The organism is Streptomyces albicerus, assembly GCF_008905045.1.
GTDB lineage: Bacteria > Actinomycetota > Actinomycetes > Streptomycetales > Streptomycetaceae > Streptomyces > Streptomyces albicerus.
Genome location: NZ_VWMY01000046.1, coordinates 66020 through 90402 on the forward strand (window position 1 = coordinate 66020; position 24383 = coordinate 90402).

The window sequence follows — 24383 nt, forward strand, 5'->3', positions numbered from 1 at the left end:
CCGTGCAGGTTAACCAAGGCCCGGCCGCCGGATTTCCCACCGCGGGCCGAACTCCCGCTGCGCGGGCGGCCTTCACCAACCGGACGGCTGCCGCAGCCGCGCCGACCGTTCCGGCACCCGCGCCCATCGATGCCGCCGCCGTGCCGCGGCGGCCCGTTCAGCACCCGGTCAGGGCGAGGGACGCCCTGGACCGGAAGTGCGTGGAGGACTGGAACAGCGCCAACACCGTGCTGCACTACGGCAAGGACGGCGCCCTGACCGGCCGGGACAAGGAGCACGCCGAGACCTCCATTTGAAGTGGTGCGCCGGACGGGGAACTGATTGGAGGACTGCGCCGTTGGGCGAGCTCGCCTGGTACAAGTTCGACGTCGAGCAGACCCCAGACCGCCGGAACCGGCGACTGCCCACGGGCAAAACAGTCAACGCCCGCGCCTGTTCGCGCTGCGCCGAAGCGATGAACCGCGCGTACGGGCTGCGCCCACTGGCATGAGGCGGCGGGTGCTACTTCTCGGCCGTGCCGGGTTTCCCGCTGATGGACTCCTGATAGACGTCCGCATAGGTGCGTGAGTCCTTGATCAGGTCGTCGCAGAACGCGGCGACGTCGTTGCCGATGAGTTCCAAGACTCCCTTGCCCGTGGCGACGCCCTCCTCGAAGAAGTCGACGATCCCGGGGAGCAGGGGCCCGTCAGGCAGGTCGATCGGTCCGACCTTGAACAGGTACCTCTGCATCTCCTTGTAGACGATCTGGTAGTCCGGCGGGAGCGCCTTGACCCGAGCCTTGTGTGCCCGCCACTGCTTCTTGCCCTCGATGATGTCTTGGATGCCCACGTCAGCCTCCCAGCCGGCTCAATTTCCTTGCGACGTTCCTGTTCAACTGCTCGCGCCACCGGTCGCGATAGGTTCGAGCCCCTTCTCCACCGGCCAGCGCCGTGCAAAAGCCTCGGATGTCGTCGCCGAGCACCTCGTGGACGCTCTGCCCGTCCGCCGCTGTTTCTTCGAGGAGCCCCAGGGCTGCGTCGAGGATCGGCATCAGGTTGCGGCCGGTGAAGTCCCCATGGGGAAAGAGGTGGCCCTTGATCTGTTCCCACGCCGCCCGGTAGTCCTCTGGCAGGACCTCGGCCCGGGCTTCGAACGCCTTCCATTCCCTGGTGAGATCACTGCCTGTGATGGTCTCCCAGAAGTTCATCTCCCGCCCTCCTTGAGCCTGTCGATGCGTGATGAGACGTACTGCCACTTCGTCCAGAACGCCGCAAGTTCCTCGCGGCCGGCGTCGTTGAGCGCGAAGAACTTGCGCGGCGGACCGACCCCGGATGGTCGTTTCGTCACCTGGACGAGTCCGTTCCTCTCCAGTCGCAGCAAGATGGTGTACACCGTCCCCTCGACGACGTCGGCGAAGCCGAGCTCGTTCAACTGACGGGTGATGGCGTACCCGTAGGTTTCCTCGCGGCCGATGATTTCGAGCACGCACCCTTCGAGCGTGCCCTTCAGCATCTCCGTCAGGTCGTCCATCGCGAGTCCTCCTCAGCCCTGCCGGTACTGCGTGATACCGAGTACTGCTACACGGTATCACCGAGTAGTGGAGGATGTCAGCGATCGGCGAACACGGATATCGCACTCACGGCAGCCGCATCGCACCCAAGCTCGTCATGACACCGGCAAGAAGGAGCCGGGACAGGGAGCCGTGACATTTGTCCTGCCCGAGTCCGTACAAGCGCATCTGCCGCGCAGGCACCTCTGATTCATAGCGTCGTACCCATGACGAAGACGGGGACGACAGCAACTACACCGACGACCGCGACGACCGCGACGGCAGCAACGAAGACGGCTGGGACACACGAGGCCGTGTCCTTCACCGGGGCGGGCAAGACCTTCGGCGCGGTTCGGGCCGTGGACGGCGTCGACCTGGAGATCTCGCGCGGCGAGACGGTCGCGCTGCTCGGCCGCAACGGCGCCGGCAAGTCCACCGCGATCTCGCTCCTGCTGGGCCTGAACGAGCCCGACGAGGGTGTCGTACGGCTCTTCGGCGCCGCTCCGGAGGAGTCGGTGCGGGCGGGCCGCGTGGGCGCCATGCTGCAGGACAGCCGGCCGGTGCCGCGGGTGACGGTGGGCGAGCTGGTCGGGTTCGTGGCCGGTACGTATCCAGCGCCGATGCCGGTGGCCGAGGCGCTGGAGCTGGCGGGCATCGCCGAGCTGGCCGGGCGGCGCGTCGACCGGCTCTCCGGAGGCCAGACGCAGCGGGTGCGGTTCGCGGTCGCGCTCGTCGGCAACCCCTCGCTGATCGTGCTCGACGAGCCGACCGCCGCGCTGGACGTGGAGGCGCGATACGCCTTCTGGGACTCGATGCGGGCGTACGCGCGGCGCGGCCACACCGTCCTCTTCTCCACCCACTACCTGGAGGAGGCGGACGCCAACGCCGACCGGATCGTCGTCATCGACCACGGCCGGATCGTCGCCGACGGCAGCGGCGAACAGCTGAAGCGGGCCGCGGGCGGCAGCCTCGTCGCCTTCGACCTCGCCGGCACCGGCACGGACGGGCTGGCGCGGCTCCCCGGCGTGGTCTCCGTCGAGGTGCGCGGGGACCGGGCGCGGCTGCGGACCGACGACTCGGACGCGACGGTGATCGCGCTCGCCGAGCGCGGTGCGATACGGGGGCTGGAGGTCGCGCCGGCCTCCCTGGACGACGCGTTCCTCGCCCTGACCTCCTCCGATGCCCCTTCCCGTACCTTTCTGGAGACGGTGTGATGCTCGACTATCTGCGGCTGGAAGTGCGCCGGACGCTGCGTGACACCGGCTTCATGATCGGCGGCGTCGTGATGCCGGTGGTCATGTACCTGCTGTTCACGAACCTCGATGGCGGCGCCGACAGCGACTGGAAGACCGCCTCCATGATCGGCATGGCCGCGTACGGCGCGATGGGCTCGGCCCTGAACACCGGCGGCGGGGTCGCCGAGGACCGGACCATCGGCTGGCTGCGGCAGCTGCGGATCACACCGATGAGCCCGCGCCAGGTCGTGGCCGGCCGGGCGCTGACGGGTGCGGTGACGGTACTGCCCGCGATCGTCGCGGTCCTGGCGGCCGGCGGCCTGGTCAACGGCGTACGCCTGGACGCCTGGAAATGGGCGGTGATCGCGCTGCTGCTGTGGCTCGGCTCGATCCCCTTCACGCTGCTCGGCCTCGGCAACGGCTATCGACTGACCGCACAGGCCACGGGGGTGGTGAACATGGTGTGCAACCTGACTCTCGCGGTGGTCGGCGGGCTGTGGTTCCCGCTCACCCTGTTCCCGTCGTGGCTGGAGTCCCTGTCCGCCTACACGCCCACGAACCGGTTCGCGCAGCTCGGAACCGCCGTCGCCGACGGGCACGCGCCGACGCTCGCGGCGGTGCTGGTGCTGACCGGGTGGCTGCTGGCCTTCGGCTCGTACGCTGTGGTCTCGTACCGCAGGACCGCGCGGACCGTCTGAACGGGGGCTGGGGACATGTCCTGGTTGCGAAGGGTCAGCTGTCAGATGTCCGCCTGGCAGGACGCACGGACGCAGTGGAAGGACGACCAGGCCGCGTTCAAGGCCGACCAGCGGGCCGTGCGGAAGACCGGGAAGCTGCCGGAGCACCTGGGCCCGCCGCCCAGCGGTTTCGCTCTCCTCCCCTGGCTCCTCATGGGCATGGGCGCCTTCTCCAATCTCTTCCAGGGCAAGACCCCGAACCCGTGGATCGGCGGCCTCGGCCTCCTCGCATTCAACTCCCTCTACATCTATGTGGTGTTCCGCGCCTTCGTGAGGGAGAAGCGCGAGGCCCGCTCCACCCGGGGCGCGCTGATCGCGATGGGCGTGGTGACCTCCGCCCTCGCCATCGTCTACGGAGGCAGCTGGCTCCTCTTCTTCCCGCTGCTCGGCCTGGCCGCGGGCGCGATCGTCCGGGGCCGGTGGCTCGGCAGGACCGGCATCGGCCTGAGCGCGCTCGCAGGCGTCATCGCCGGGCTGCGGGACGGCTGGGACGCGGTGAACGTCGCGTACGGCACGTTCCTGTCGACCATGGTGACCGCCGCGATCCTGTCCTTGTCGGAGGCCGTACGCGAACTCCGCGCCGCCCGCGAGGAGTTGGCCCGCCGCGCCGTCGAGAAGGAACGCCTCCGCTTCTCCCGCGACCTGCACGACCTCCTCGGCCACACCCTCTCCGTCATCGTCGTGAAGTCGGAGGCGGCCCGTCGCCTCGCCCACCGCGACCTGGACGCGGCACTGGTCCAGGTCTCCGACATCGAGTCCGTCGGCCGACAGGCCCTGACGGAGATCCGCGAGGCGGTCACGGGCTACCGCGAGGGCAGTCTCGCCACGGAACTCGACCGCGCCCGCTCGGCCCTCCAGGCCGCCGGCATCGACCCGCTCGTCCGCCAATCGGGCCCACCACTCGCTGCCCAGACCGAGGCCCTGCTGGGCTGGGTCGTCCGCGAGGCCGTCACCAACGCGATACGCCACAGCGGTGCGACCCGCTGCGAGATCACGATCGAGGGCTCGTCGGAACGCGTCCACACCCGCATCGCGGACAACGGCCACGGCGCCCCCTCCGACCCGCCTCCCCCACTCCCCGGCATCGGCGGCACCGGCTTGAAGGGCCTGACGGAGCGACTCGCGGCGGCGGGCGGCTCCTTCGAAGCGGGACCGACGACACGAGGTGGCTTCGTGGTGACGGCGGAACTTCCTGTGGGGCCGACGGAGCCGCTGGAGGCGCTGGAGCCGACGGAGGCGACGGAGGCGACGGAGGCGACGGAGCCGATGGAGGCGATGGACGCTTCGGCGACCGGCGTTACGGGGACGTCCGCAGCGCAAGCGGCGGTGAAGGACACAGCCGCTGCTCCGGGAACGGTTGCCTGAGCACCATGTCGCGCCTCTCACCGTAGGCGTCGCCCCGTCCCCCACGCCCTACCCTTGGGCCGTGAACGAGATGCCGCGGGACCACCGGCCCGCCAAGTCCATCAGAGTTCTCCTCGCCGAGGACCAGGGGATGATGCGGGGCGCGCTGGCTCTCCTCCTCGGGCTTGAGGAGGACATCGAGGTGGTGGCGCAGGTCGGGACGGGGGACGCGATCGTGGGGGCGGCGCTGGAGTCGCGGCCCGATGTCGCGCTGCTGGACATCGAACTGCCCGGTATCAGCGGGCTGGACGCCGCCGCGCAGTTGCGGGACGAGGTGCCTGACTGCCGGGTGCTGATCCTCACCACCTTCGGCCGGCCGGGGTATCTGCGGCGGGCCATGGAGGCGGGTGCCGCGGGGTTCCTGGTCAAGGACGGGCCCGTGGAGGAGCTGGCCGAGGCGATCCGCCGGGTGCTGACCGGCGAGACCGTCATCGATCCGGCGCTCGCCGCGGCCGCGCTGAGCGCCGGGCCCAATCCGCTCACCGCCCGTGAGTGTGACGTGCTGAAGGCCTCGGCGGACGGGGCGACCGTCGCCGACATCGCGGCGAAGCTCCACCTCTCCGAGTCCACCGTCCGCAACTACCTCTCCTCCGCGATCGGCAAGACCGGTACCCGGAATCGCATGGAAGCTATGCGGGAGGCCCGGCAGCAAGGGTGGTTGTAAGTAGAACCGCGGCCAAAAGTAGTAGCATTTTGGTTGTGGCTAGAGGAGATCGTCGGGAGTCTCTGAACCTGCGCGTGCCTCCCGACTTGAAGCGGCAGATCGAGCAGTACGCCCATCGGGCGGGTGTCTCAATCAACGCTGCCGCTTGCGTTCTCCTCGCCGACGCTCTGCGCCTCGACCGCAGGCGCCAGTCGTGATCCGCGCGTACAAATTCCTCCTGCGCCCCACCGTCCGCCAGGAGCAGGCCCTGCGCGAGATGCTGCGGGACCACTGCTCGCTGTACAACGGCGCCCTCCAGGAACGCCGTGACGCCTGGCGGCACACCTCCAAGACGACTGTCCGCTACGGCGACCAGTCCGCCCAGTTGAGCGAGATCCGGGCGTTCGACCCGGAACGGCAGGGGCGCTGGTCGTTCTCCTCGCAGCAGACGACGCTCAGGAGGCTGGACAAGGCGTTCCAGGCGTTCTTCCGGCGCGTCAAGGCCGGTCAGGCCCCCGGCTACCCGCGCTTCAAGGGCGCAGGTCATTTCGACACCGTCACCTTCCCCAGGGACGGTGACGGCTGCCGCTGGGATTCCACCCCGCACAACCCGCACACCCGCGTACGCCTCCAGGGCGTGGGCCACGTCCGCGTTCACCAGCACCGGCCCGTGCGCGGCCGGGTGAAGACGGTCAGCGTCAAGCGCGAGGGGCACCGCTGGTACGTGGTCCTGTCCTGCGCCGAAGCCCTCACCGAGGATCTGCCCGCGACCGGCGCCGTCGTCGGCATCGACATGGGCGTCGCGCACTTCCTGACCACCTCGAATGGGGAGCACGTCGCCAACCCGCGCTTCCTTCAAGCGGCGGCCGAGGAACTGGCCGAGGCCCAGCGGCACCTGGCCACCTTCCCCAAGCGGACGAAGCACCGGACCAAGGCGCACCGAGCCGCCGCCCGCAAGGTCGCCAAGATCCACGCGAAGATCCGGCGTCAGCGCCTCGACCACGCCCATAAGACTGCCCTTGCGCTGGTGCGCGACCACGACGTCATCGCGCACGAGCGACTGAACACGGCGGGCATGACCCGCAGTCCCAGGCCCAAGCCGGACCCCGAGCGGGAAGGGATCTTCCTGCCGAACCAGCGGGCCGCGAAGGCCGGGCTGAACCGCAGCATCCTCGACGCAGGTTGGGGGGTGTTCCTCGCGATCCTCGCCAACAAGGCTGAAAGCGCCGGTCGGACCGTCGTCGCGGTGGACCCCCGCAATACCTCCCGCACCTGCCCGTCCTGCGGGCACGTCGCGAAGGAGAACCGCGTCACCCAGGCAACGTTCCAGTGCACGGCGTGCGGCATGACCGCCAACGCGGACCACGTCGGTGCCACAAACGTCCTCAACAGGGCCGGGCTGGCCCTCTGTGTCGCTGCCTAGCCAGCGACACAGGAAGCCCGCGCGTTCACGCATGGGCGGAGTCACGGGCACCTCCTAGATGACACAGACACAGACACAAGAAGGCCGTGGACACCAGGCCACTGCCACCCTGCGCCCCGCCCAGCCGCCCTCACCCCCGCGCGACAACCGTCCGCGGCAGCCACACCAGCATCAGCACCGCACCCACGAGCAGTACGCCCCCGCCCGTGCGGAACACCAGCGCGTACCCCTCCGTCAGGGCCACCGGCGACCCCCCTCCCCCGGTCCGCGCCGCGGCGATCGTCGACATCACCGAGAGGCCGAGCGAACCGCCCATCGTGCGGGAGGTGTTGACCAGTCCCGACACCAGCCCGGCGTCCTCCGGGTCCGCGCCCGACGTGGCCAGCGCGGCGAGCGGCGTCGTGGCAAGACCGGCGCCGAGCATCATCAGGATGCCGGGGAACATGATCGCGGTGAGATACGAGCCGTCGGCGCTCATCGTGGACTGCCAGCCGAACCCGGCGGCGGCCACCAGCGTCCCGATCACCGCCAGGTTGCGCGCGCCCACGACGGGCATGAACCGCGGCGCGACCTTCGAGCCGAGCACCACCGCCAGTGAACTCGGGACGAGCGCGAGCCCGGCGTCCAGCGGCGAGTAGCCGAGCACGTTCTGCGCGTACAGCGTCATGAAGAACCACATGCAGAACATCGCCGAGCCACACAGGAACATCGCCCCGTTCGCCGAGGACACGGACCTGAGCCGGAACAGCTTCAGCGGCATCAGCGGTGCCTTTGTCCGCGCTTCGACGAGCAGGAAGAGCCCGATCAGCGCGGCCCCGCCGGCCAGCGGCATCAGGGTCGCGGCCGACGCCCACCCCTCGGCCTCGGTCTGCACGATGCCGTACGCGAGGATCGCGAGCCCGGCCGTCACCAGCAGGGCCCCCGGCAGGTCGAGCCGCCGCCTCTCACCGGCCCGGCTCTCGACGAGCCACCGCAGGGCACCGGCCAGCACCACCGCGCCGATGGGCACGTTGATCAGGAGGACCCACCGCCACGACAGCCCGTCGACCAGGGCACCGCCGACGAGTCCGCCCGCCGCGCCGCCGCCCCCGCCGACCGCGGTCCACGTCGCGATGGCACGCGCGCGTGCCGCCCCTTCGGGCACGGCCGACGTCAGGATCGTCAGCGTCGAGGGGGCGAGCACCGCCGCCCCCAGCCCCTGCACGGCCCGCGCGACCAGCAGCTGCCACTCCGCCTGGGCGAGCCCGCCCGCGAGGGACGCGATAGTGAAGAGCGCGAGCCCGATCAGGAACATCCGCTTGCGTCCGTACAGGTCCCCGGCCCGCCCGCCGAGCAGCATGAAGCCGGCGAAGGCGATCGTGTACGCGTTCACGACCCACTGGAGTCCTGGCGCGCTCAGCGCCAGGTCGGCCCGCATCGACGGCAACGCCACGTTGACGACGGACACATCGAGGACGACGAGGAACTGTCCCGCGCAGGCCAGCGCGACCACCACCCAGGTGGGCGGCGCGGAACGGCGGGACACGGGTATGTCTGCGGCGGCTCTGAGCGTGGGCATGGGTGTCATGCTCGCAGCGGTCGCGTGCCCCGTACATCGGAATTTCGCTGCACTGACCGTACGCCGCGAGACCTAGGCCCAATACCGTGACTCTGCCGGGGATCTTGGATGGTCTGGCTCAAGTACCGAGGGTTCGCCAGGACTTCGGCCTTTCAGGTGACGCGAGGGCGGGGCTGCCCTGGCGTTGCTGCGCCGCTGGCGGCTCGGCGGGCGGTGGAGTCGCGGGGATGGACGTACGAGATCTGGAGCGAGCCGCCGCAGGCCAAGCTGGAGAGCATCCGCTTCTTGGCGGGCTTTCGCAGGGACAGGCTGTTCAGCCCCGACCTGGTCGGCGAGCTCCTCGGTGCCGGCCTCGATGGGATCACTCTCGGGCACGTCTCCCGCCTGCTGCCCGCCCATTGCGAGCACCGAGTGCGCGCCACAGTCCACCACCTGCTCTGGAAGGGGAGTGCGCCTTCGGGAAGGGCGTGCGAGTGCGTGGCTCAATTCCCTTTCCGTACATGAGAGTTGCGCGCATCACCCAACCGGTGGCCGGGCTCGAAGCGTCACCTGTTCGGCTGGCGGCCGGATCACCCCGAGCTGGGCTGCGATCTCTTGCAGGCACGCGGGCTCCAGGGCGGCCAGTGGGGCAATGACGTCCTCGGCGAAGCCATGGGCCAGGGAGCGCTTGACCAGGTCGGCGGGCGGCGGGGAGGTGGCGGCCGCGGCGAGGGCCAGGCAGTAGCCGCGGTCGTCCTGGAGATCCTCGATGAGGGGGAGGGCCTCGGTCAGAAAGCCTGCGTCGAGCATCGCTTTGACCAGGTCGGTGAGGACGCCCTCGGCCAGAACCCCGGTCAGCCGACGGGCTTCGGCGTGGTAGCGATCCCACAGGCGCAGGCGGACGACTGCTTCCAGCGGCACGGTGCTCGTCGTGTAGTGGGCGCCCGTGACCAGGGCGGCGTGCCGCAGCGTGTCCAGAAGGCGGGTGACGTCCTCGGTGAGACCGGTGGCCTGGCAGGCTGCGGTGAGCCAGGGGCGGGCCCAGAGGCCGCTGTTCAGCGTGACGCCTGGGTCTGCGGTTGCGGCGAGTTGAGCCGTGATGTCGCGGCACAGGGGCTGGTGGCCGGCGTCGCACATCTCGACGATCATCGCCGCTGCCTGTTCCTGCCTGCGGGCGAGGTCCTGCGGGGAACTCGCGGGCATGGTCAGGGCCGTTTCGCGGATGACGGAGATCGCCTCGGGGATGTCGTCGGACAGCAGGTACGCGCGCATCTGGAGTGTGCGGCCGGGGAGGTCGGTCTTGGCGAGCCGGCGGGCCAGATCGAGGGCCGCGTCGGCGTGCCCGGCGTGAAGGTGGAGGGAGACGAGCTCGTGAGTGACGCGGGTACGCCAGCCGGACACGCTCGGGTCTGTCGACTTCTCGATGCCTTCGCTCACCTGGGCGATGAGCAGGTCGAGATCGGCTGAGCGGTGATCGCCCTGCGCTTGGACGGCCTTCGCGGCGTCCAGGAGGATGTTGATGCGGTCCATCTGGTCTGCCTCGAACCCCGCCGCGATACTCAGGGCGTGGTCGAGGTGGCCCAGCCGGGCGGCTGCGCTTGCCACAGCCCGCGCCTCCCACGTGGCACGGGTGTCGTCGCTGTCCTGCAGCACCGTGTGGGCCAGTTCCAGGGCCGGCGTGGCCAGGTCCGTTCGTCCGGCCGTGCCGGCAGCCCGGGCGAAGGCCGCAAGGACGGTGGGCGCAGGCGTGTTCCTGGTCTCGTTGAGGGCCGCCTCCACCTCGCGTACCACGGGAGCGGCGTCCTGGGGGGTGTCAGAGTCGAGCAGCGCCAGGGCGATCTCCGTGAGGCACTCCGCACGGATGCCGGGGTCGGCGAGGTCCAGGGCCAGCGAGACCGCCAGCGGGAGGTGTCCATTGGCCTGGGCAGACGTCGCGGCGGGGGCGAGCAGCTCGTCGCAGGCCCCGGGCTGTCGGGGATCGAGGCCGTGGGCGGCGAGGGCGGTGTAAGCGAGCTCGACAAGATCGAGATCGGGAGAGTCCGAGGCGGGTAGGGCGAGCAGATGGCGGGCCCGGTCCTCGTCCTGGTAAGCGGCCGATTCCACCAGTTCGGAGGCGGGGAACTCAGCGTTGAGAGCGGTGAGGAGTGCCTCGGGTACGTTTCGGCGGCCTCCCTTGGCGAAGTGCTCGCCGCAGGCGGTGAGGAGGGCTCGTCTCCTGCCGTCCCGGTCCAGGTCGGCGATGTGCTGCAGGAGGTGGTCGAGGTCGCCGAGGATGGCGAACGCCGGCGCGAGGAGGCCGCAGAACTCGGGGCGGTCCTCGGCTTCGGCGTGTTCGATGACTTCTTCGATGAGGGTTCGTGTCAGCGCGGGATCGATTTCGGCCAGTGCGCCGGCGGCGTCAGTGAGGGACCAGCCTCGCTCATCGCCGCTCTCGGTGACGGCCCGGCGAGCGATGTCCGCTGCGCCCGGTTCGCCGTGCCGCGCAAGCGCGAGAGCTGCGCGCACCGTGTGTGCCATCTGCTCCAGGGGCAACCTGCCTGGTACGGCCATGGCTTCGTGGATGAGGTTCCGCGCCTCGATCGGATGGGTGTCCAGCAGGTGCTCGCCGATCGCCAGCAGAGCGTCGGCCTGTACGTAGACGTTCTGCAGGGTACGGGCGAACTGGATGCCCTCCTCGGCTCGGCCGAGGCGTACCAGCAACAGCGGATACGCGCTGGGCATGGTGAAGTTGTCGTCCTCGATGCGCTTGCGGAGCAGCGACACCCGCGTCAGCAGGGTGAGGTCGCAGTCGGGGGCTGCCTCGAGGAGCCTTGCCGCGTTCGACAGTTCGGACAGCGCGGCCACATCGCCGTCGGTCCGGCGGCGGAGCAGGGCGCGGCGCGCGGGGGAGGCCAGGGCTGCCAGCGTCCGGCCGGCGCCCTCGGTGAGCAGGAGGGTCGGGTACGCCTCGGTCAGGTAGTCCGGGGTGTCTTCGGGCCAGTCGGCCGCGGCGAATCCGAGGGCCCAGCCGTCGATGGCGGCGCGGATATGGGTGAACTCCTCGAGTTCCAGGTCCTCCTGGACGGCGTCCACCAGGGTGTCATGGGCGAGGGTGTACCGGGTCGGCGTACCGGGGCGCGGCTCCACGACCCGGGAGAGCCCCCGTTCCAGGGTCCGGCGGATCGCCAGCGTGGAGTCGTTGACGATCGAGGCGATGTCCCTGCTGCTCAGCGCGCCGCCGGCGACCGCCATCGTGGTCAGGACGGTGCGTGGGACAGGCTCGACGAGTACATGATCCAGCTCTTGGCGGGCCCGCAGGAGCAGGCTTGTCGCCGCGGGGAACGGCGTCAGCACCTGGCGGCGGCAGGTGCGCAGCGGATGGCTGCCGTCCACGTCGAGCGGCACATCAGAATGGCGGCTCGTCACCAGGACGTGTGCCGCCGGACCGAGAGCGGTCGGGAGCTGCGCGGCGATACTGGGCTCGGCCAGCTCGCGGTAGTCGTTCTCGTCCAGGCCGTCGACGAGCATCAGCAGGGAACGTCCGGGGATCCGCATCGCGCGTCCCCAGAGGCTGAGGAAGGTGACCGCATCCGGTTCTGCGGGCGGGAACTCGCCCAGCAGCGCGGCGAGCTGGTCACACATGGCCCGGTAGAACTGCTGGACGCGCATCTGCCCATCGCGCCGGGAGATGACGAACGACACCACGTCCAGCCCGGGATGGGACCCGGTGGCGAAGTGGGTCACCAGCGAGGTCTTCCCGGCCCACGGACCGGCAACGAGCAACAGGTAGGGATCCGGCCCGGTCGCGAAAGCCAGCAGGCCGGCGAGCTCCCGGTCGCGGCCGGTCAGTTCGGCGCACCGGGCTGCGTACTGGCGCAACATCGCCTCGTAGGCCGGGCGACGCCGCTCCTGCCCGCGCAGGGGTTCCGGCACGACGCCGTGCGAGGCCAGCAGCTCACGTGCGGCGGTGGCACTCGGCTCGGGCTCGCGCTCGCCTTCCGCGCGCGGCTCGTACGCGCCGATCACAGCAGCCAGCCGCACGGCTTCCAGCCCGCCCGAGTGGGCCGACTCCACGACGACGCCGACAGCCGACCCCCCACAGACGACGCCCGCGCCCGAGAAACCGCTCCAGTCGCGCGCTTCCAGGCGGCGGCCATCCGCCCGATGCAGCAGCAGGCGGCCCCGCTTCACACTCGACCCGAGCGGGATCACCCCGTCGATCTGGTCGCTGTCGCGCCAGGTCGCCGTGTCCGTGTCCGTCCAGCTCTGATGGCGCGGAAAGCCGATCGCGGTGAACGGAAGCCGTCCCTCAGCCTCGTCCGGTACAACTCCGATGGCCATGGGAGCGACCTCGTCGAGGGGGACGTCCGGAGCGAGTTCGACAAGCGCGACGTCCAGCCGGGCACCTCGCCACACCGTCCGGCCGGTGACGACGATCTCGTCGGGGGCGCCGCCCGACAGCCGCACCCCGACTGGCCCACCGCCCTCGACCACATGCCCGGCCGTCACCACCAAGGACGTCGCCAGCCGCAGCCCCGAGCCGTACCCGGTGCCGCCGTCCTGCTCGACCAAGACCTCGGTGCACCGCCCGGCGAGCGAGTCCACCACCACAGGCCTCAGCGTGGGAGCTCGGGCAGCCGGTCGATGACCGACAGCGGCCGGCCGGCGTCGTCGGTGGGCGTAAGGGTCATCCGCACACGCTGTGTCCGGCCGCCGCTGCGCTTGCCGTCGGCGCCCGCCTCGACCACCCACAGCTTCAGACCGCCGCGCCCGCCTGCCTCCCGCGTCACCGTGACCTCGAACTCCAGCTCCACAGCCCCGACGCCGAACTTGACCCCGCGGCTCGCCCCTTCCTGCTGTGCCGTCTCCAGCTGATCGCGGAGTACGCGGATGTAGTCGGCCAGGGGCACGCCCTCGGGGTCGCTCATCAGATGCTGCCTCCACGTATGTCGATATCCACGAGTCTGCCAGGCGGCTGCCTTGTTCGTATGCGAACCGGATTCGTTTGACCTTGACGCGCCCGCGCACCTCCTTCCGTCTCGACGCGGACCCAACCCATCGAGACGAGAGGCATGTTGACGTACCAGCAGATCGAGCACTGTCGGACTTCCGGGTTCGTCGTGCTGCGCGGGCTGTTCACCGCATGGAATTGCCGACCCTGAACAGGAGAGGGGCGGGACCGCACCGACTGCGCGGCCCCGCGATGACGCTCGCTGTTGGTGGCCGTCGGTCAGCGGTCCTGGGCGAGGGCGTACAGCTCGCCCAGAAGGCTTCCCTCGGTGGCGACGAGTTCGTCGAAGGAGCCCTGCTCCCGGATAGTGCCCTGGGCAAGGACGATGACCCGGTCGGCCATCCTCACGTTGTCCAGCCGGTGCGTGACCACGACGGTGATCCGGTCGGGGGCCATGGCTCGCAGTTCGCGGAAGATCTGGTGCTCGCCGCGGGCGTCCATCTCGCTGGTCGGCTCGTCCAGGACGAGCACGGCCGGCTCGCGGTACATCGCTCGGGCGCACGCCAGCCGCTGCCACTGCCCGCCGGACAGCTCGTGGCCGCCCCAGACCGAGCGGGCGAGCAGCGTGCCGAGCTGGTCGGGGAGCTCGCGCAGAGCCGTGGTCATGCCGACGCGGTGCGCCGCGTCCCAGATCCGTTCGTCGCCGTGCTCTCGGGGCTGGCCCAGGGTGATGTTCTCCCTGGCGGCCAGTGGCCAGTGGCCGTTCTTCTGCGGGACGAGACCGACGTGCCGCCAGGCCGACTCCGCGTCGGCGGTGGCCAAGTCGGTGTCGTCCCACAGGACTTTGCCGTCGGTGGGCACGGTCAGGCCGGTGAGCATCCGGATCAGGGTCGACTTGCCGGCGCCGTTCTCCCCGACGAACGCGACGACTTCACCGCGGTTGAGGGTGAGCGTGATCGGCTGTACGGCCGCGGTGTCCTTGCTCGGGTACGTGTAGGAGGCGCCCTCCAGGCGGATCTGCTGCGGGGGCTTGGCCTGCGTGGCGCCGCGGGCCGTGGTCATGGACCGGACCTCGTCGATGAACTCGTAGTAGTCGGAGAGGTAGAGGCCGTGGTGGAACATCACCGTTCCGTACCGGATGATCGAGTTGAGCGCGCGTCCGGCGGTCTGGGAGGCGACGACGGCCGTGCCCGCGATCGCCGTCGACATGGCGCCGGCGAGGACGAGCCCGGCCAGCGACGCCCACATGCCGAGCGTGAACAGCCCGCCCAGGGACGCGGCGAGCAGAGTGATCAGCAGGTAGGGGCGGGCTCCCTCGAGCTCGCGGCCCTCGACCCGGTCGCACATCGTGCGGTACCAGAAGTGCAGGTAGCCGCGCATGGTGTTGGCCCGCAGCTCGTCGGCGAGGTCCGCCGTGGTCAGCCACCAGCGCATCATGCCGCGGACATTACGGGCGGAGATCGTACGGTCGTGGACGCGGTAGTCGATCCGCGCGGCGAGCACTCCGCCCAGACCGCGGGGGACGACAGACAGCAGCAGCACGCCGAGCAGCAGCGGGTGGAGGGAAGTGAGCACGGTCGCCGCCGAAGCGAGCTGGATCAACCCGTTGGTGAGGGTCTTGGCGTCGTCGGCGAGGTCGACGGCGCGCAGCGCGCCGACCTCCGCCGCCTGGCTCCGGTCGCAGAAACCCTCCGCGTCGTAGGCCGCGAGTTCGGCCCGCATGTGCAGGTCGACCAGGGTGAGGTCGGCGGCCGAGGCGATCTTCGGGTTCAGGCGCCGGGTCGCCCAGTCCGCGAGGATCCACATCGCCGCCCCAGCAGCCATGGCCAGGACCGCGACGGCCAGCGCCGGCCATGCATGCGCCAGCCCCTCGCGCGGGTCCGAGGCCATCAGTTGTGGCAGGGCCCTGGCGACGGCGCCGAGCATCAGGGCCGTGCCGATACCGGACAACAGCTGACAGACAACGATCGTGATCGCCATGCGCCGGTCGACGGACCAGGCCAGCCGGGCCGTCTGCGCGAGCGCCATGGGGATCCGGCGGGCCATGTCCCACAGCGTCGCGTCGTCCATGGCACGCCGGTGCTTCCGGCCGTTGTAGTCGAGCTCGGGAGGCGCGGCCGGCAGCGGGGCCGCAGCCCGTGCCGCAGGGACGGACGCCGTCTCCGCCGCGCCGTCCGCCGCCGTCTTGGGCGCAGCCCTTTTCCGGGGGTTGAGGTGACCAGTCATGCGAACACCCCCGTCATGAGCCGGTCCAGGGTGCGCCGTCCGCGCGCTGTGACCTCGGGATCGTCGTGCGCCGGGCCCCAGACCAGGCAGCTCACCGCATCAAGGGCGGCCAGACCCTTCAACGCGTGCAACTCCTCGGCGGAGAGGCCGCGTCCGTACCCCCGAAGGCACGCGGTCCGCAGATCGGGACGGTCGGCCCACACCCCGCAGCTCAAAGGGACGAACTCCTGCACGGCCGGCGCAAAACAGGACCGCTCGAAGTCGACCCATCCGGCCTGCGCCAACTCCCCGGACCACATGAGGTTCCTGGCCCAGGCGTCACCGTGGATGAAAGCGAGCGGCAGCGGCGGCAGCAGCCGCAGCTGGTCGGCCAGGTCGCGCACCAGCTTGTGCTCCGCCGGCGTAAGCCGGTCCCCGGCCTTCTCCAGATGCCTGTCGGCACCGTCCGCCGCATCCTGCAATGTCCGCTCGGCCTCACGGCGACGAGGCCCGGACAGGTCGCCGGCCGCATGCAGCCGGGCCAGGAGGATGCCGCCCTGCCGGTACGCCGCGCACTCCTGTGCGGGCGTCAGCGTCAGTTCATTGAGCGGCCGACCGGGCACCGCGGTCAGCAGCAGCGCCAGGTGCTCGGCGTTCGACGCCCACAGCTGGGGCGCGGTTCCAGCCCCGAGCGCGGGAACGGCGCTCCTGAGCGCGAAGGTCTCCCGCTCGTACATCAGCGGCTGCGGCGAGACCTTCAGGTAGAAGCGGACGCTGTCGCGGCGGACGAGCTCCCACACGCGCGAGTTCTCCCGAGGGTGTGAGGCGTCCGAGACGGTGAGGGGGGCGCCGACCTGTTTCTGGGCCCAGTCGAGCAGGGACGGCGGAAGAGCAGTCGAGTCGGTCATGCACCCCACCTCGATGACGGGCGTGATGCGGATGCGAACGGGGCACGGCGGGCGTCAACCGGACGCGGCAGCGCGCTCGGGGCGACAGCCTCGGCGGGAGGATTCTCGAACACGGGGCGAAGGGTGGCGAGTACGAGCACGGGATTCACGGTTTCTCCTCGGAGATGGAAGCGAACAGAGCACCCCGGACAACGCCCCTGATCACGGAGCCGACACGGGCCGACACGGGCGAAGGCTCGAGCAAAAGTTCGAGGCGGAGTGTGGTGGTCAAGCGCCACCGGCGAAGCCGCCGTGCATGCCTCGTTCGAATTCACTCGTCAAGGGGACGGTGCGCGGCCGTAGCCCCGGCGAGGGATTGCACGGCCAGCTCGTCGACTGCATCAGATTCCTCCGGCGGGGCACGAACTGCGGCTGCGGGAACGAACCCTCGTGCAGGGCACTGACAATCACCGGGGTGCAGGTACGTGATCCGGACAAGCCGAGCCAGACGCACCGACGGGCCGCTGCGGCTCGCCCCCGAAGGGGCGGGGAAGCCCAGGCGGCGCGGTGGCACGGGCATCGGGAGCCCCGGGTACCCGCAGCGGAACGTGATCCGCCTCGAGGAAGCCGAGAACGAGATCATCGCAACGTTCAACCACCGCGACGGGCGGCCGTCCCAGGCCCCACAAGAGCCAGTTGGTCCGGATGCCGTCCTCGGCACGATGCGTCCTGGCCGCCGTCGAGGATGTCTGAATCTGTTCACGCCGGATGAGGGCTGCGCTATTGCTTGGAGCGGACAGCGAGGACGAGGCGCGAGAAGTCCGCCAGGGCCCGCGAATCCCTGGCGCGAACCGCCCCGCTGTCTGCGCCTGGCCCCGGGGCCGTAACCCTGAAGCCGCTGGCACTGGGCCGCACACCGTGATGGTGCTGACTTTGAACTCCGGTCTGCGTCACGGAGGTTCGCCCAGGGATTGTGGGCTGCGGGAAGGCCTGCTGTGGGATCGGGTGGCGGGCAGCGTTCTGTGCGGGCCGATCGCAGGAGGGCAGTATGCAGTTACCTGAGTTCACCGTGCCGGCGCCGCTGAGCAAGCTGGAGCTGGAGGCGCCGCGTTCGGCCTGCTCGCCTGGCGCTGCGTCAGCACCGCGACCGTGCTCGGCACCACCCCGCTGGACCGGCTGGTCCGCGGCCACCGCCCGCTGACCGGTCTCCAGACCGTGATCAATACATCTAGGCCCGCCTGAGCAGCGTCACCACCGCCGCGCCCCCGAGCCCGATGTTGTGCGCGAGCCCCACGCGCGCGTGTGGCACCTGCCGTGCGGCCGCCTCGCCCCTCAACTGCCACACCAGCTCGGCCACTTGAGCGATCCCGGTGGCTCCCAGGGGATGCCCTTTCGAGATCAGCCCTCCGGAGGGGTTCACCACCCACCGCCCGCCGTACGTCGTGGCGCCCGACTCCACGAGCTTCCCGGACTCCCCCACCTCGCACATGCCGAGCGCCTCGTACGTGAGCAGTTCGTTGATGGAGAAGCAGTCGTGCAGTTCCACGACGTCGACGTCCTCGATCCCGAGCCCGGCCCTCTCGTACACCTGCCGGGCGGCGGCCCGCGACATCGGCTGCCCGACGACATCGATGCACGACCCGGACGCGAACGACTCCTCCGTGTCCGTGGTCATCGCCTGCGCGACGATCTCCACAGCCCGCTCCCCCAGCCCGTGCCGCTCCACGAACCCCTCCGACACGACGACGGCCGCGGCCGCCCCGTCCGACGTGGGCGAGCACTGGAGCTTGGTCAACGGCGGGTGCACGGCACGCGCGGCGAGGATCTCGTCGACCGAGTAGACGTCCTGGAACTGCGCGTACGGATTGTTCGCCGAGTGCCGGTGGTTCTTCGCTCCCACGGCCGCGAGCTGCGCTTCCGTCGTGCCGTACTTCTCCATGTGCTCACGCGCCGCGTTCCCGAAGATCTGGGCGGTGGGCGGCGTCATCTCGAAGCCGTGCCGGGCCGCCATGACGCCGTAATGACGCGCCACGGGCGAAGTCTTGAAATCGCCCCCGTCCGCTCCTCCCCCCAGCGCTCCGCGCGCCATCTTCTCGAACCCCACCGCCAGTACGCAGTCACTCGCACCGCCCTCCACGAACTGCCGGGCGAGCATCAACGCGGTCGAGCCGGTCGCGCAGTTGTTGTTGACGTTGTAGACGGGGACACCGCTCAGACCGAGTTCGTACGCGGCCCGCTGCCCGGCCGTGGAGGCCTGGAAGCAGTAGCCGACGGGCACCTGTTGCACTGCGTCGTACGAAATCCCGGCGTCCTCAAGGGCGTTGGTGCCCGCTTCCCGGACCATGTCCCAGTACTGCCACTCCCGGGTCTCCGGCTTCTCGAACTTCGTCATGCCCACACCGACGACGTACGCCTTCATGACTCTCCCCAGTCCCTAAGTCCTCAGTGGCCAGTCCCTGGTGCCAAGTCGCTAGTCCCTCGGCAGGCCGAGGATCCGCTCCGCGACCACGTTCAGCTGCACCTGCGTCGTCCCGCCCGCGATGGTCAGACAGCGGGAGAGCAGGAACTCGTGCACGGCCCGCTCTCCGGCGCCCTCGCGCAACGCCCCGTCCGGGCCGAGGAGTTCGAGTGCGAGTTCGGCGACCTTCTGCTGGTGCGCGGTCTGCACGAGTTTGCGTACGGAGGCTCCGGCGCCCGGGTCCACGCCCGAGACCTGCCGCATGGTCGTACGGAGTCCGATGCAGCCCAGCGCGTGCGCCTCGGCGACGAGGGCCCCGACGCGGGCCCGTACGGTGTCGTCGAGGCCGGCGGAACGCGCGACGATCGCCTCGAGGCCGGTGCCGAAGGTCAACTGGTCGGCCATGTGGACGCGTTCGTTGCCCAGGGTATTGCGCGCGACCCGCCAGCCGTCGTCGACCGAGCCGACCACGGCGTCGGCGGGCAGCACCATGTCGTCGAAGTAGACCTCGTTGAACAGCGATTCGCCGGTGATCTCCTTCAGGGGACGGATCTCGATGCCGTCCGTCTCCTTCATGTCGACGACGAAGTAGGTGAGCCCCTTGTGCTTGGGCACGTCCGGATTCGTCCGGGCGAGCAGGATTCCGTGGTCCGCCCACTGCGCCGAACTCGTCCACACCTTCTGCCCGTTGACGCGCCAGCGCCCGTCCGCCATCCGCTCGGCACGCGTCCGGAGTGAGGCGAGATCGGATCCGGCCCCGGGCTCCGAGAAGAGCTGGCACCACAGCACGTCCCCGCGCAGCGTCGGCAGCAGATACCGCTCCTGCTGCTCGGGGGTCCCGTACGCGATGAGCGAGGGTACGACCCAGGTGGCGATCCCCAACTCACTGACGCGCACTTCGGCCGCCGCCAACTCCTCCTGCACGGCGATCTGTTGGACGGGTCCTGCGCCGAGTCCGTACGGCGGGGGCAGATGCGGGGCGGCGTACCCGGTGGGCGCCAGCTCCCTGCGCACAGCGGCCGGTTCGAGTCCTCGTACGCGCTCGATCACGGAGCGGGCCGCCGCCCGGTGCCGTGCGGCCTCCTCCTCCGGGAGCTCCGTACGCAGCTCCCGTCTTGCCCCGTTCTCAGCCGATCCCACCGCCCGTAAGCAGTGCCCGCTGCCGAGCAACTGCCGTGCCACCAGGGCCCGTCGGAGATACAGGTGCGCGTCGTGTTCCCAGGTGAAGCCGATACCGCCCAGCACCTGGATGCAGTCCTTGGCGCACGAGAAGGCCACGTCGAGGGCGACGCCGGCGGCGAGGGACGACACCAACTCCCGTACCTCGTCCGGCTCTTCGACCGCGCGAGCCGCGTCCCAGGCCAAGGCCCTGGCCTGCTCGACGCGCACCAGCATGTCGGCGCACAGATGCTTGACCGCCTGGAACCGGCCGATCGGCCGCCCGAACTGCTCCCGCACCTTCGCGTGCGCGACCGCCGTCTCCAGCGCCCACGCGGCGGTACCGCACGCGTCGGCGGCGAACACGGTGGCGGCGAGGTCCCGTACGAGCGCGGAGTCGATGTCGAGGACACGGTCGGGCGGGACGCGTACCGCCGTGGCCACGACCTCCGCGGTCGCGCGGGTCGGGTCGGCGCTCTCGTGGACACGGACGGAGAGGTGCGCGGCGTCCACGGCCAGCCAGAGGGTCCGGCCGCCCGGCGCGGAGGTTGCCACCGGGTTCGCCACATCCGCCCCCGGGGCCCCGGTCACGGATGCCTCCAGGATCAACAGGTCCGCGTCGCCACCGGACAGTACGGGCGGCGCCATCCCGTCGAGCACGTACCCGTCAGCATCGGCCACAGCGGTCAGCGTCCCGGTACCGACACCGACACCGACACGGGCGACGGCTCCGACCTCGGCCCCCGCTCCCGCTCCCGCTCCGAAGGCGACCGCCCCGATCCGCTCCCCACCAGCCACGGCCCGCACCAGTTCTCCAGCCCCGGCGCCCGCCCTCGCGAGCACCAGCGAGGCAAGCGCGTTCGCCGCGTACGGACCCGGCAGGGCGGCCCGCGCCGCCTCCTCCAGTACGACGGCGAGATCGAGAAGTGTCCCGCCTCCGCCGCCACACGCCTCCGGAAGGTGCATTCCCAGCAACCCCTGCGCGGCGAGCGCGTCCCAGTACGGCGGGCGTCCGCCCTGTCCGCCGGGCGCGTCAAGGAGCTTGCGCGCCTCCTCGGGTGGCACCGTCCGGGCGATCCAGCCGCGTACGGACTCGGCCAGGTCCCGCTGTTCCCGCGTGATCCCGATCCCCATGGCGCGACAGACTAGAACACGTTCCAATCTGACGGAAGGTCAGATGATGGGGAATCGGCACCCGCGCCCGGGGCCGACTGATCCGAAACTCAAAGGGAGCTTGCGGTCGAAGTGGCCCGCGAGCCGGTCCAGGAAGCGGCACATCACGTCCGCGTCGAAGGTCTCGGTGAAGACCATGAAGTGCATCCCGACCCTCGGTGGGTGCAAGTGGCGGTCGTCCTCCGCAGGTGGCCGAGCGACGTACCCAGTCGGGTCTCAGGAGAGTGGCCAGTTGCGCAGGGCGGCGTCGGCCATCTCCTGGAGTTCGTCGCGGCCGACACCGCTCGCGGCTTGTACGGCGATACCAAAGGCGAAGGTGGTGAGGTAGCGGGCCAGTAGCCCCGGATCGGTCTGCGGCGGCAGATCGCCGTCGTCGACGGCGCGCTGGAACCGCTCTCGGACGCGGGAGTAGCCGTCGTTGCGCCAGGCGACGAGGAGGTCACGGACCTCCTGCCCGGAGTCGCTGACGGTCAGGGCGCCCTGCACGCCCAGACACCCATGGGGATGGGCCGGGCGGGTGGTGGTTCGAACGACGCCGGACAGGATTGCCGTGGCGACGCCGAGGGCGGTCGGCTCCTCCATGGCTCGGACCAGGTATGCGCTGGGGCCTTCGGTGTAGCGCTCCAGAACCTTGCGGAACAGCTTCTCCTTGTTGCCGAACGCTGCGTACATGCTGGTGGTGGAGATGCCCATCGCGTTCGTCAGGCAGGCCGTGCTGGCCCCCTCGTAGCCATGCTTCCAGAAGACCAGCATGGCGCGCTCGAGGGCTTCGTCGGCGTCGAATCCTCGCGGTCGGCCGATGGGGCCGCTCTGGTTCGTCTCCACCCCCACAGCCTACTCCTTCTGCAGCGATCGCTGCAGAAGTGCTAACGTTCGACTTCCGCAGCGATCGCTGCAGAAGTCGAAGGAGCTACTCACGTGGGATTACTTGAGGGAAAGACCGCTCTCGTCACCGGGGGCAGCACCGGAATCGGGCTGGCCAGTGCCGTCCGGCTGGCGGCCGAGGGCGCACACGTGTTCATCACCGGCCGACGCAAGACCGAACTCGACGCGGCCGTCGAAGTGATCGGTTCAGCGGCTACCGCGGTGACCGGCGACATCTCGAACCTGGCCGACCTGGACCGGCTCTACGAGATGATCCGCAGCCGGGAACGGGGCCTGGACGTCCTGTTCGCGAATGCCTCCGTCGCCTCGCTCGTGCCACTGGAGCAGGTCACCGAGGACCACTTCGACACTCTCTTCGGCATCAACGTCCGGGGCATGCTGTTCACCGTCCAGAAGGCGCTGCCCCTGCTCAACGACGGCGCTTCGGTCATTTTGAACGGCTCTACCAACGGGGACGTCGGCGATGAGGCGCTCGGCGTGTACGCGGCGACCAAGGCGGCCACCCGGTCGTTCTCCCGGACCTGGGCCAACGAACTCAAGTCACGCGGCATCCGGGTCAACACCGTGACCCCCGGCCCGACCGAGACCCCCGCACTGCTGGGGCTCACCCCCGACCCGGAGGGGTTCAAGCGGCACCTGTCGACGCGTGTGCCGCTGGGCCGGCTCGGGCGCCCGGAGGAGATCGCCGCCGCCGTGGCCTTCCTCGCCTCCGAACAGAGCAGCTTCATCACCGGTTCGAGCCTGTACGTCGACGGCGGCCTGAACCAGATCTGAGAGGCGGAGCCACCCATGACCTGGTCGGGAGTGGCTCTGATCGGCGGGCATCTTCCTCAGCGATGGCCGGCACGGCGAGGCCGGGGAGGGCGTCGCGTCTCATCAACATCCGGTCGCAGCCCCGATCCGGAGCTGCCCCACCGAAGGGCCGTCTTCATGTCCGACAGTGATCTGCGCGCGTTCTACCTGCGCTATATCGAGGCGCTCAACGCCCACAAGTTCGACGGTATGGACGAGTTCATCAACGACCGGACCACCCTGAACGGTGAGCCGGCCACCCGGGACGACCTCATCGCGGTTCAGAAGCATGACGTGGACGCGGTTCCGGACCTCCACTGGGAACTCAAGGAACTGCTCTTCGACGGTGACCGTCTGGCTGCGCGTCTGATCAACACAGGTACCCCGGTGAAGAAATGGCTCGGCGTGGCTCCCACCGGCGCCTCGTTCGAGATCGTCGAGTACGCCATCTATCAGGTCCGCAACGGACGGTTCGTGCACATGACCGCCCTGCACGACGCCGCCGAACTTCTCCGGCAACTGACCGGCTGACCTCCGGGACCAGCGCCAGCAACTCAAAGAACACTCCGAGCCACCGCCAACAGCCCAGCCGGGCCACATAATTCGCGAGGATACGCATGACCATCACCCTGATCACCGGGGCCAACAAGGGCATCGGCTTCGAGACAGCCAGACAGCTTCTGGCGTTGGGCCACGTTGTCTACATCGGCGCGCGTGACGTCGAACGAGGTGAGAAGGCCGCGGCGGCGCTTGGCGCACGATTCGTGCAGCTCGACGTAACCGACGACGCATCGGTGAGCAGCGCGCTGGCGGCGATCGACTCGGCCGAGGGCCGGCTCGACGTCCTGGTGAACAACGCGGGCATCTTGGGGAACGGAGTCACCGACGGTCCCACGGCTCTCCGGGCCTTCGACACCAACGCGGTGGGAATCGTGCGCGTCACGGAGGCGGCGCTTCCCCTGCTCCGTAAATCCTCGAACCCAACCGTGGTCACCGTTTCCAGCAGTGCCGGGTCCTTCTGGGCAGTGACCAATCCGGACCGGCCGGAGTTCAACCTGCCGTTGGCGCTCTACTCCGCCTCGAAGTCCGCAGCCACCATGCTCACGGTCCAGTACGCCAAGTCCCAGCCGGGCATCAAGTTCAACGCAGTCGAGCCCGGCACCACCGCGACCGACCTGACCGCGGCATTCGGAATCGGAAGGGCGCCGGAGGAGAGTGCCAGGGTCGTCGTACGTCTCGCAACTCTCGACGCGGACGGTCCGACAGGAACTTTCCAGGACGAAAACGGGGAAGTGCCCTGGTAGCCCTGGGAATGGTCGGGGGGAGCCCGCCTGGGGCTGCACCTGCGCGGCCCGACTGTTGCTGAGCGAATGCGCACACATAGCCAG

22 protein-coding genes are annotated in these 24383 nt (G+C 69.9%); 10 read left to right on the forward strand and 12 right to left on the reverse strand.

Annotation, left to right across the window (positions count from 1 at the left end):
* Positions 1-2: 2 nt before the first annotated feature.
* On the forward strand, positions 3-296 hold the full coding sequence (locus tag GAS53_RS35600; protein ID WP_151481896.1) for a hypothetical protein: 294 nt from the start codon (positions 3-5) through the stop codon (positions 294-296).
* Between the two features lie 41 nt (positions 297-337).
* Positions 338-490, forward strand: a complete 153-nt coding sequence (locus GAS53_RS55475) for a hypothetical protein (RefSeq protein ID WP_192583424.1) — start codon at positions 338-340, stop codon at positions 488-490.
* An 11-nt stretch (positions 491-501) separates the two neighbouring features.
* Here GAS53_RS55475 and GAS53_RS35605 read toward each other — a convergent pair whose 3' ends face one another.
* Genes GAS53_RS35605 through GAS53_RS35615 form a run of 3 tightly spaced genes read right to left on the reverse strand, consistent with a single transcriptional unit; the run spans position 502 to position 1509 of the window.
* Complete coding sequence (locus GAS53_RS35605; RefSeq protein WP_151481897.1) at positions 502-828, reverse strand: DUF1048 domain-containing protein; 327 nt, start codon at positions 826-828, stop codon at positions 502-504.
* A 1-nt stretch (position 829) separates the two neighbouring features.
* Positions 830-1186, reverse strand: a complete 357-nt coding sequence (locus GAS53_RS35610; RefSeq protein WP_151481898.1) for a DUF1048 domain-containing protein — start codon at positions 1184-1186, stop codon at positions 830-832.
* Positions 1183-1509 (reverse strand): PadR family transcriptional regulator, encoded by a 327-nt coding sequence (locus GAS53_RS35615; RefSeq protein ID WP_151481899.1) that lies wholly within the window; start codon positions 1507-1509, stop codon positions 1183-1185. The genes GAS53_RS35610 and GAS53_RS35615 overlap by 4 nt, the downstream gene beginning before the upstream one ends.
* Before the next feature lie 333 nt (positions 1510-1842).
* Between GAS53_RS35615 and GAS53_RS35620 the strand changes: the two genes are divergently transcribed.
* From GAS53_RS35620 to GAS53_RS35640, 5 genes are all read left to right on the forward strand, one after another.
* A complete protein-coding gene (locus GAS53_RS35620; protein ID WP_225859289.1) occupies positions 1843-2742 on the forward strand; it encodes an ABC transporter ATP-binding protein in 900 nt (299 codons plus the stop codon).
* Positions 2742-3461, forward strand: a complete 720-nt coding sequence (locus tag GAS53_RS35625) for an ABC transporter permease (protein ID WP_151481901.1) — start codon at positions 2742-2744, stop codon at positions 3459-3461. The genes GAS53_RS35620 and GAS53_RS35625 overlap by 1 nt, the downstream gene beginning before the upstream one ends.
* Before the next feature lie 45 nt (positions 3462-3506).
* Entirely contained in the window at positions 3507-4865 is a 1359-nt protein-coding gene (locus GAS53_RS35630; RefSeq protein WP_225859287.1) for a sensor histidine kinase, read from the forward strand.
* Between the two features lie 70 nt (positions 4866-4935).
* Entirely contained in the window at positions 4936-5568 is a 633-nt protein-coding gene (locus GAS53_RS35635) for a response regulator transcription factor (protein ID WP_151481925.1), read from the forward strand.
* A 193-nt stretch (positions 5569-5761) separates the two neighbouring features.
* Positions 5762-6970 carry an RNA-guided endonuclease InsQ/TnpB family protein gene (locus GAS53_RS35640; RefSeq protein ID WP_151481903.1) on the forward strand — a complete coding sequence of 403 codons (1209 nt, stop codon included), beginning with the start codon at positions 5762-5764 and terminating at the stop codon, positions 6968-6970.
* 130 nt (positions 6971-7100) lie between these two features.
* On the opposite strand, the gene GAS53_RS35645 is transcribed toward GAS53_RS35640, so the two are convergent.
* The 9 genes from GAS53_RS35645 to GAS53_RS35680 form a co-directional block, all read right to left on the reverse strand.
* Positions 7101-8537, reverse strand: coding sequence for a DHA2 family efflux MFS transporter permease subunit (locus GAS53_RS35645; RefSeq protein WP_151481904.1), 1437 nt, complete (start codon positions 8535-8537; stop codon positions 7101-7103).
* Between the two features lie 507 nt (positions 8538-9044).
* Positions 9045-13097, reverse strand: coding sequence for a trypsin-like peptidase domain-containing protein (locus GAS53_RS35650; RefSeq protein ID WP_192583425.1), 4053 nt, complete (start codon positions 13095-13097; stop codon positions 9045-9047).
* A 5-nt stretch (positions 13098-13102) separates the two neighbouring features.
* Positions 13103-13414 (reverse strand): trypco2 family protein, encoded by a 312-nt coding sequence (locus tag GAS53_RS55480; RefSeq protein ID WP_192583426.1) that lies wholly within the window; start codon positions 13412-13414, stop codon positions 13103-13105.
* A gap of 302 nt (positions 13415-13716) precedes the next feature.
* Positions 13717-15663, reverse strand: coding sequence for an ATP-binding cassette domain-containing protein (locus tag GAS53_RS35655; protein ID WP_151481906.1), 1947 nt, complete (start codon positions 15661-15663; stop codon positions 13717-13719).
* Entirely contained in the window at positions 15660-16550 is an 891-nt protein-coding gene (locus GAS53_RS35660) for a phosphotransferase enzyme family protein (protein WP_151481907.1), read from the reverse strand. Before GAS53_RS35660 ends, GAS53_RS35655 begins: the two co-directional genes overlap by 4 nt.
* 1207 nt (positions 16551-17757) lie before the next feature.
* A complete protein-coding gene (locus GAS53_RS35665) occupies positions 17758-18948 on the reverse strand; it encodes a lipid-transfer protein (protein WP_151481908.1) in 1191 nt (396 codons plus the stop codon).
* Positions 18949-18999: 51 nt separating this feature from the next.
* A complete protein-coding gene (locus GAS53_RS35670; RefSeq protein ID WP_151481909.1) occupies positions 19000-21279 on the reverse strand; it encodes an acyl-CoA dehydrogenase in 2280 nt (759 codons plus the stop codon).
* Between the two features lie 39 nt (positions 21280-21318).
* On the reverse strand, positions 21319-21486 hold the full coding sequence (locus GAS53_RS56830) for a hypothetical protein (RefSeq protein WP_225859290.1): 168 nt from the start codon (positions 21484-21486) through the stop codon (positions 21319-21321).
* A 48-nt stretch (positions 21487-21534) separates the two neighbouring features.
* On the reverse strand, positions 21535-22143 hold the full coding sequence (locus GAS53_RS35680) for a TetR/AcrR family transcriptional regulator (RefSeq protein ID WP_151481926.1): 609 nt from the start codon (positions 22141-22143) through the stop codon (positions 21535-21537).
* A gap of 93 nt (positions 22144-22236) precedes the next feature.
* Between GAS53_RS35680 and GAS53_RS35685 the strand changes: the two genes are divergently transcribed.
* The 3 genes from GAS53_RS35685 (at position 22237) to GAS53_RS35695 (ending at position 24299) form a co-directional block, all read left to right on the forward strand.
* Complete coding sequence (locus GAS53_RS35685) at positions 22237-22977, forward strand: SDR family NAD(P)-dependent oxidoreductase (RefSeq protein ID WP_151481910.1); 741 nt, start codon at positions 22237-22239, stop codon at positions 22975-22977.
* Positions 22978-23133: 156 nt separating this feature from the next.
* Positions 23134-23526, forward strand: a complete 393-nt coding sequence (locus tag GAS53_RS35690; RefSeq protein ID WP_151481911.1) for an ester cyclase — start codon at positions 23134-23136, stop codon at positions 23524-23526.
* 86 nt (positions 23527-23612) lie between these two features.
* Positions 23613-24299 (forward strand): SDR family NAD(P)-dependent oxidoreductase, encoded by a 687-nt coding sequence (locus GAS53_RS35695; protein WP_151481912.1) that lies wholly within the window; start codon positions 23613-23615, stop codon positions 24297-24299.
* Positions 24300-24383: the final 84 nt, after the last annotated feature.

Bases quoted from the DNA above. Each gene is read 5' to 3' on its own strand.
- GAS53_RS35635 (WP_151481925.1), top strand. From the start codon at position 4,936: ATGCCGCGGGACCACCGGCCCGCCAAGTCCATCAGAGTTCTCCTCGCC.
- GAS53_RS35670 (WP_151481909.1), bottom strand. From the start codon at position 21,279: ATGGGGATCGGGATCACGCGGGAACAGCGGGACCTGGCCGAGTCCGTA.
- GAS53_RS35695 (WP_151481912.1), top strand. From the start codon at position 23,613: ATGACCATCACCCTGATCACCGGGGCCAACAAGGGCATCGGCTTCGAG.
- GAS53_RS35665 (WP_151481908.1), bottom strand. From the start codon at position 18,948: ATGAAGGCGTACGTCGTCGGTGTGGGCATGACGAAGTTCGAGAAGCCG.
- GAS53_RS35690 (WP_151481911.1), top strand. From the start codon at position 23,134: ATGTCCGACAGTGATCTGCGCGCGTTCTACCTGCGCTATATCGAGGCG.
- GAS53_RS35625 (WP_151481901.1), top strand. From the start codon at position 2,742: ATGCTCGACTATCTGCGGCTGGAAGTGCGCCGGACGCTGCGTGACACC.
- GAS53_RS35660 (WP_151481907.1), bottom strand. From the start codon at position 16,550: ATGACCGACTCGACTGCTCTTCCGCCGTCCCTGCTCGACTGGGCCCAG.
- GAS53_RS35615 (WP_151481899.1), bottom strand. From the start codon at position 1,509: ATGGACGACCTGACGGAGATGCTGAAGGGCACGCTCGAAGGGTGCGTG.
- GAS53_RS35655 (WP_151481906.1), bottom strand. From the start codon at position 15,663: ATGACTGGTCACCTCAACCCCCGGAAAAGGGCTGCGCCCAAGACGGCG.
- GAS53_RS35610 (WP_151481898.1), bottom strand. From the start codon at position 1,186: ATGAACTTCTGGGAGACCATCACAGGCAGTGATCTCACCAGGGAATGG.
- GAS53_RS35630 (WP_225859287.1), top strand. From the start codon at position 3,507: ATGTCCGCCTGGCAGGACGCACGGACGCAGTGGAAGGACGACCAGGCC.
- GAS53_RS35645 (WP_151481904.1), bottom strand. From the start codon at position 8,537: ATGACACCCATGCCCACGCTCAGAGCCGCCGCAGACATACCCGTGTCC.
- GAS53_RS55480 (WP_192583426.1), bottom strand. From the start codon at position 13,414: ATGAGCGACCCCGAGGGCGTGCCCCTGGCCGACTACATCCGCGTACTC.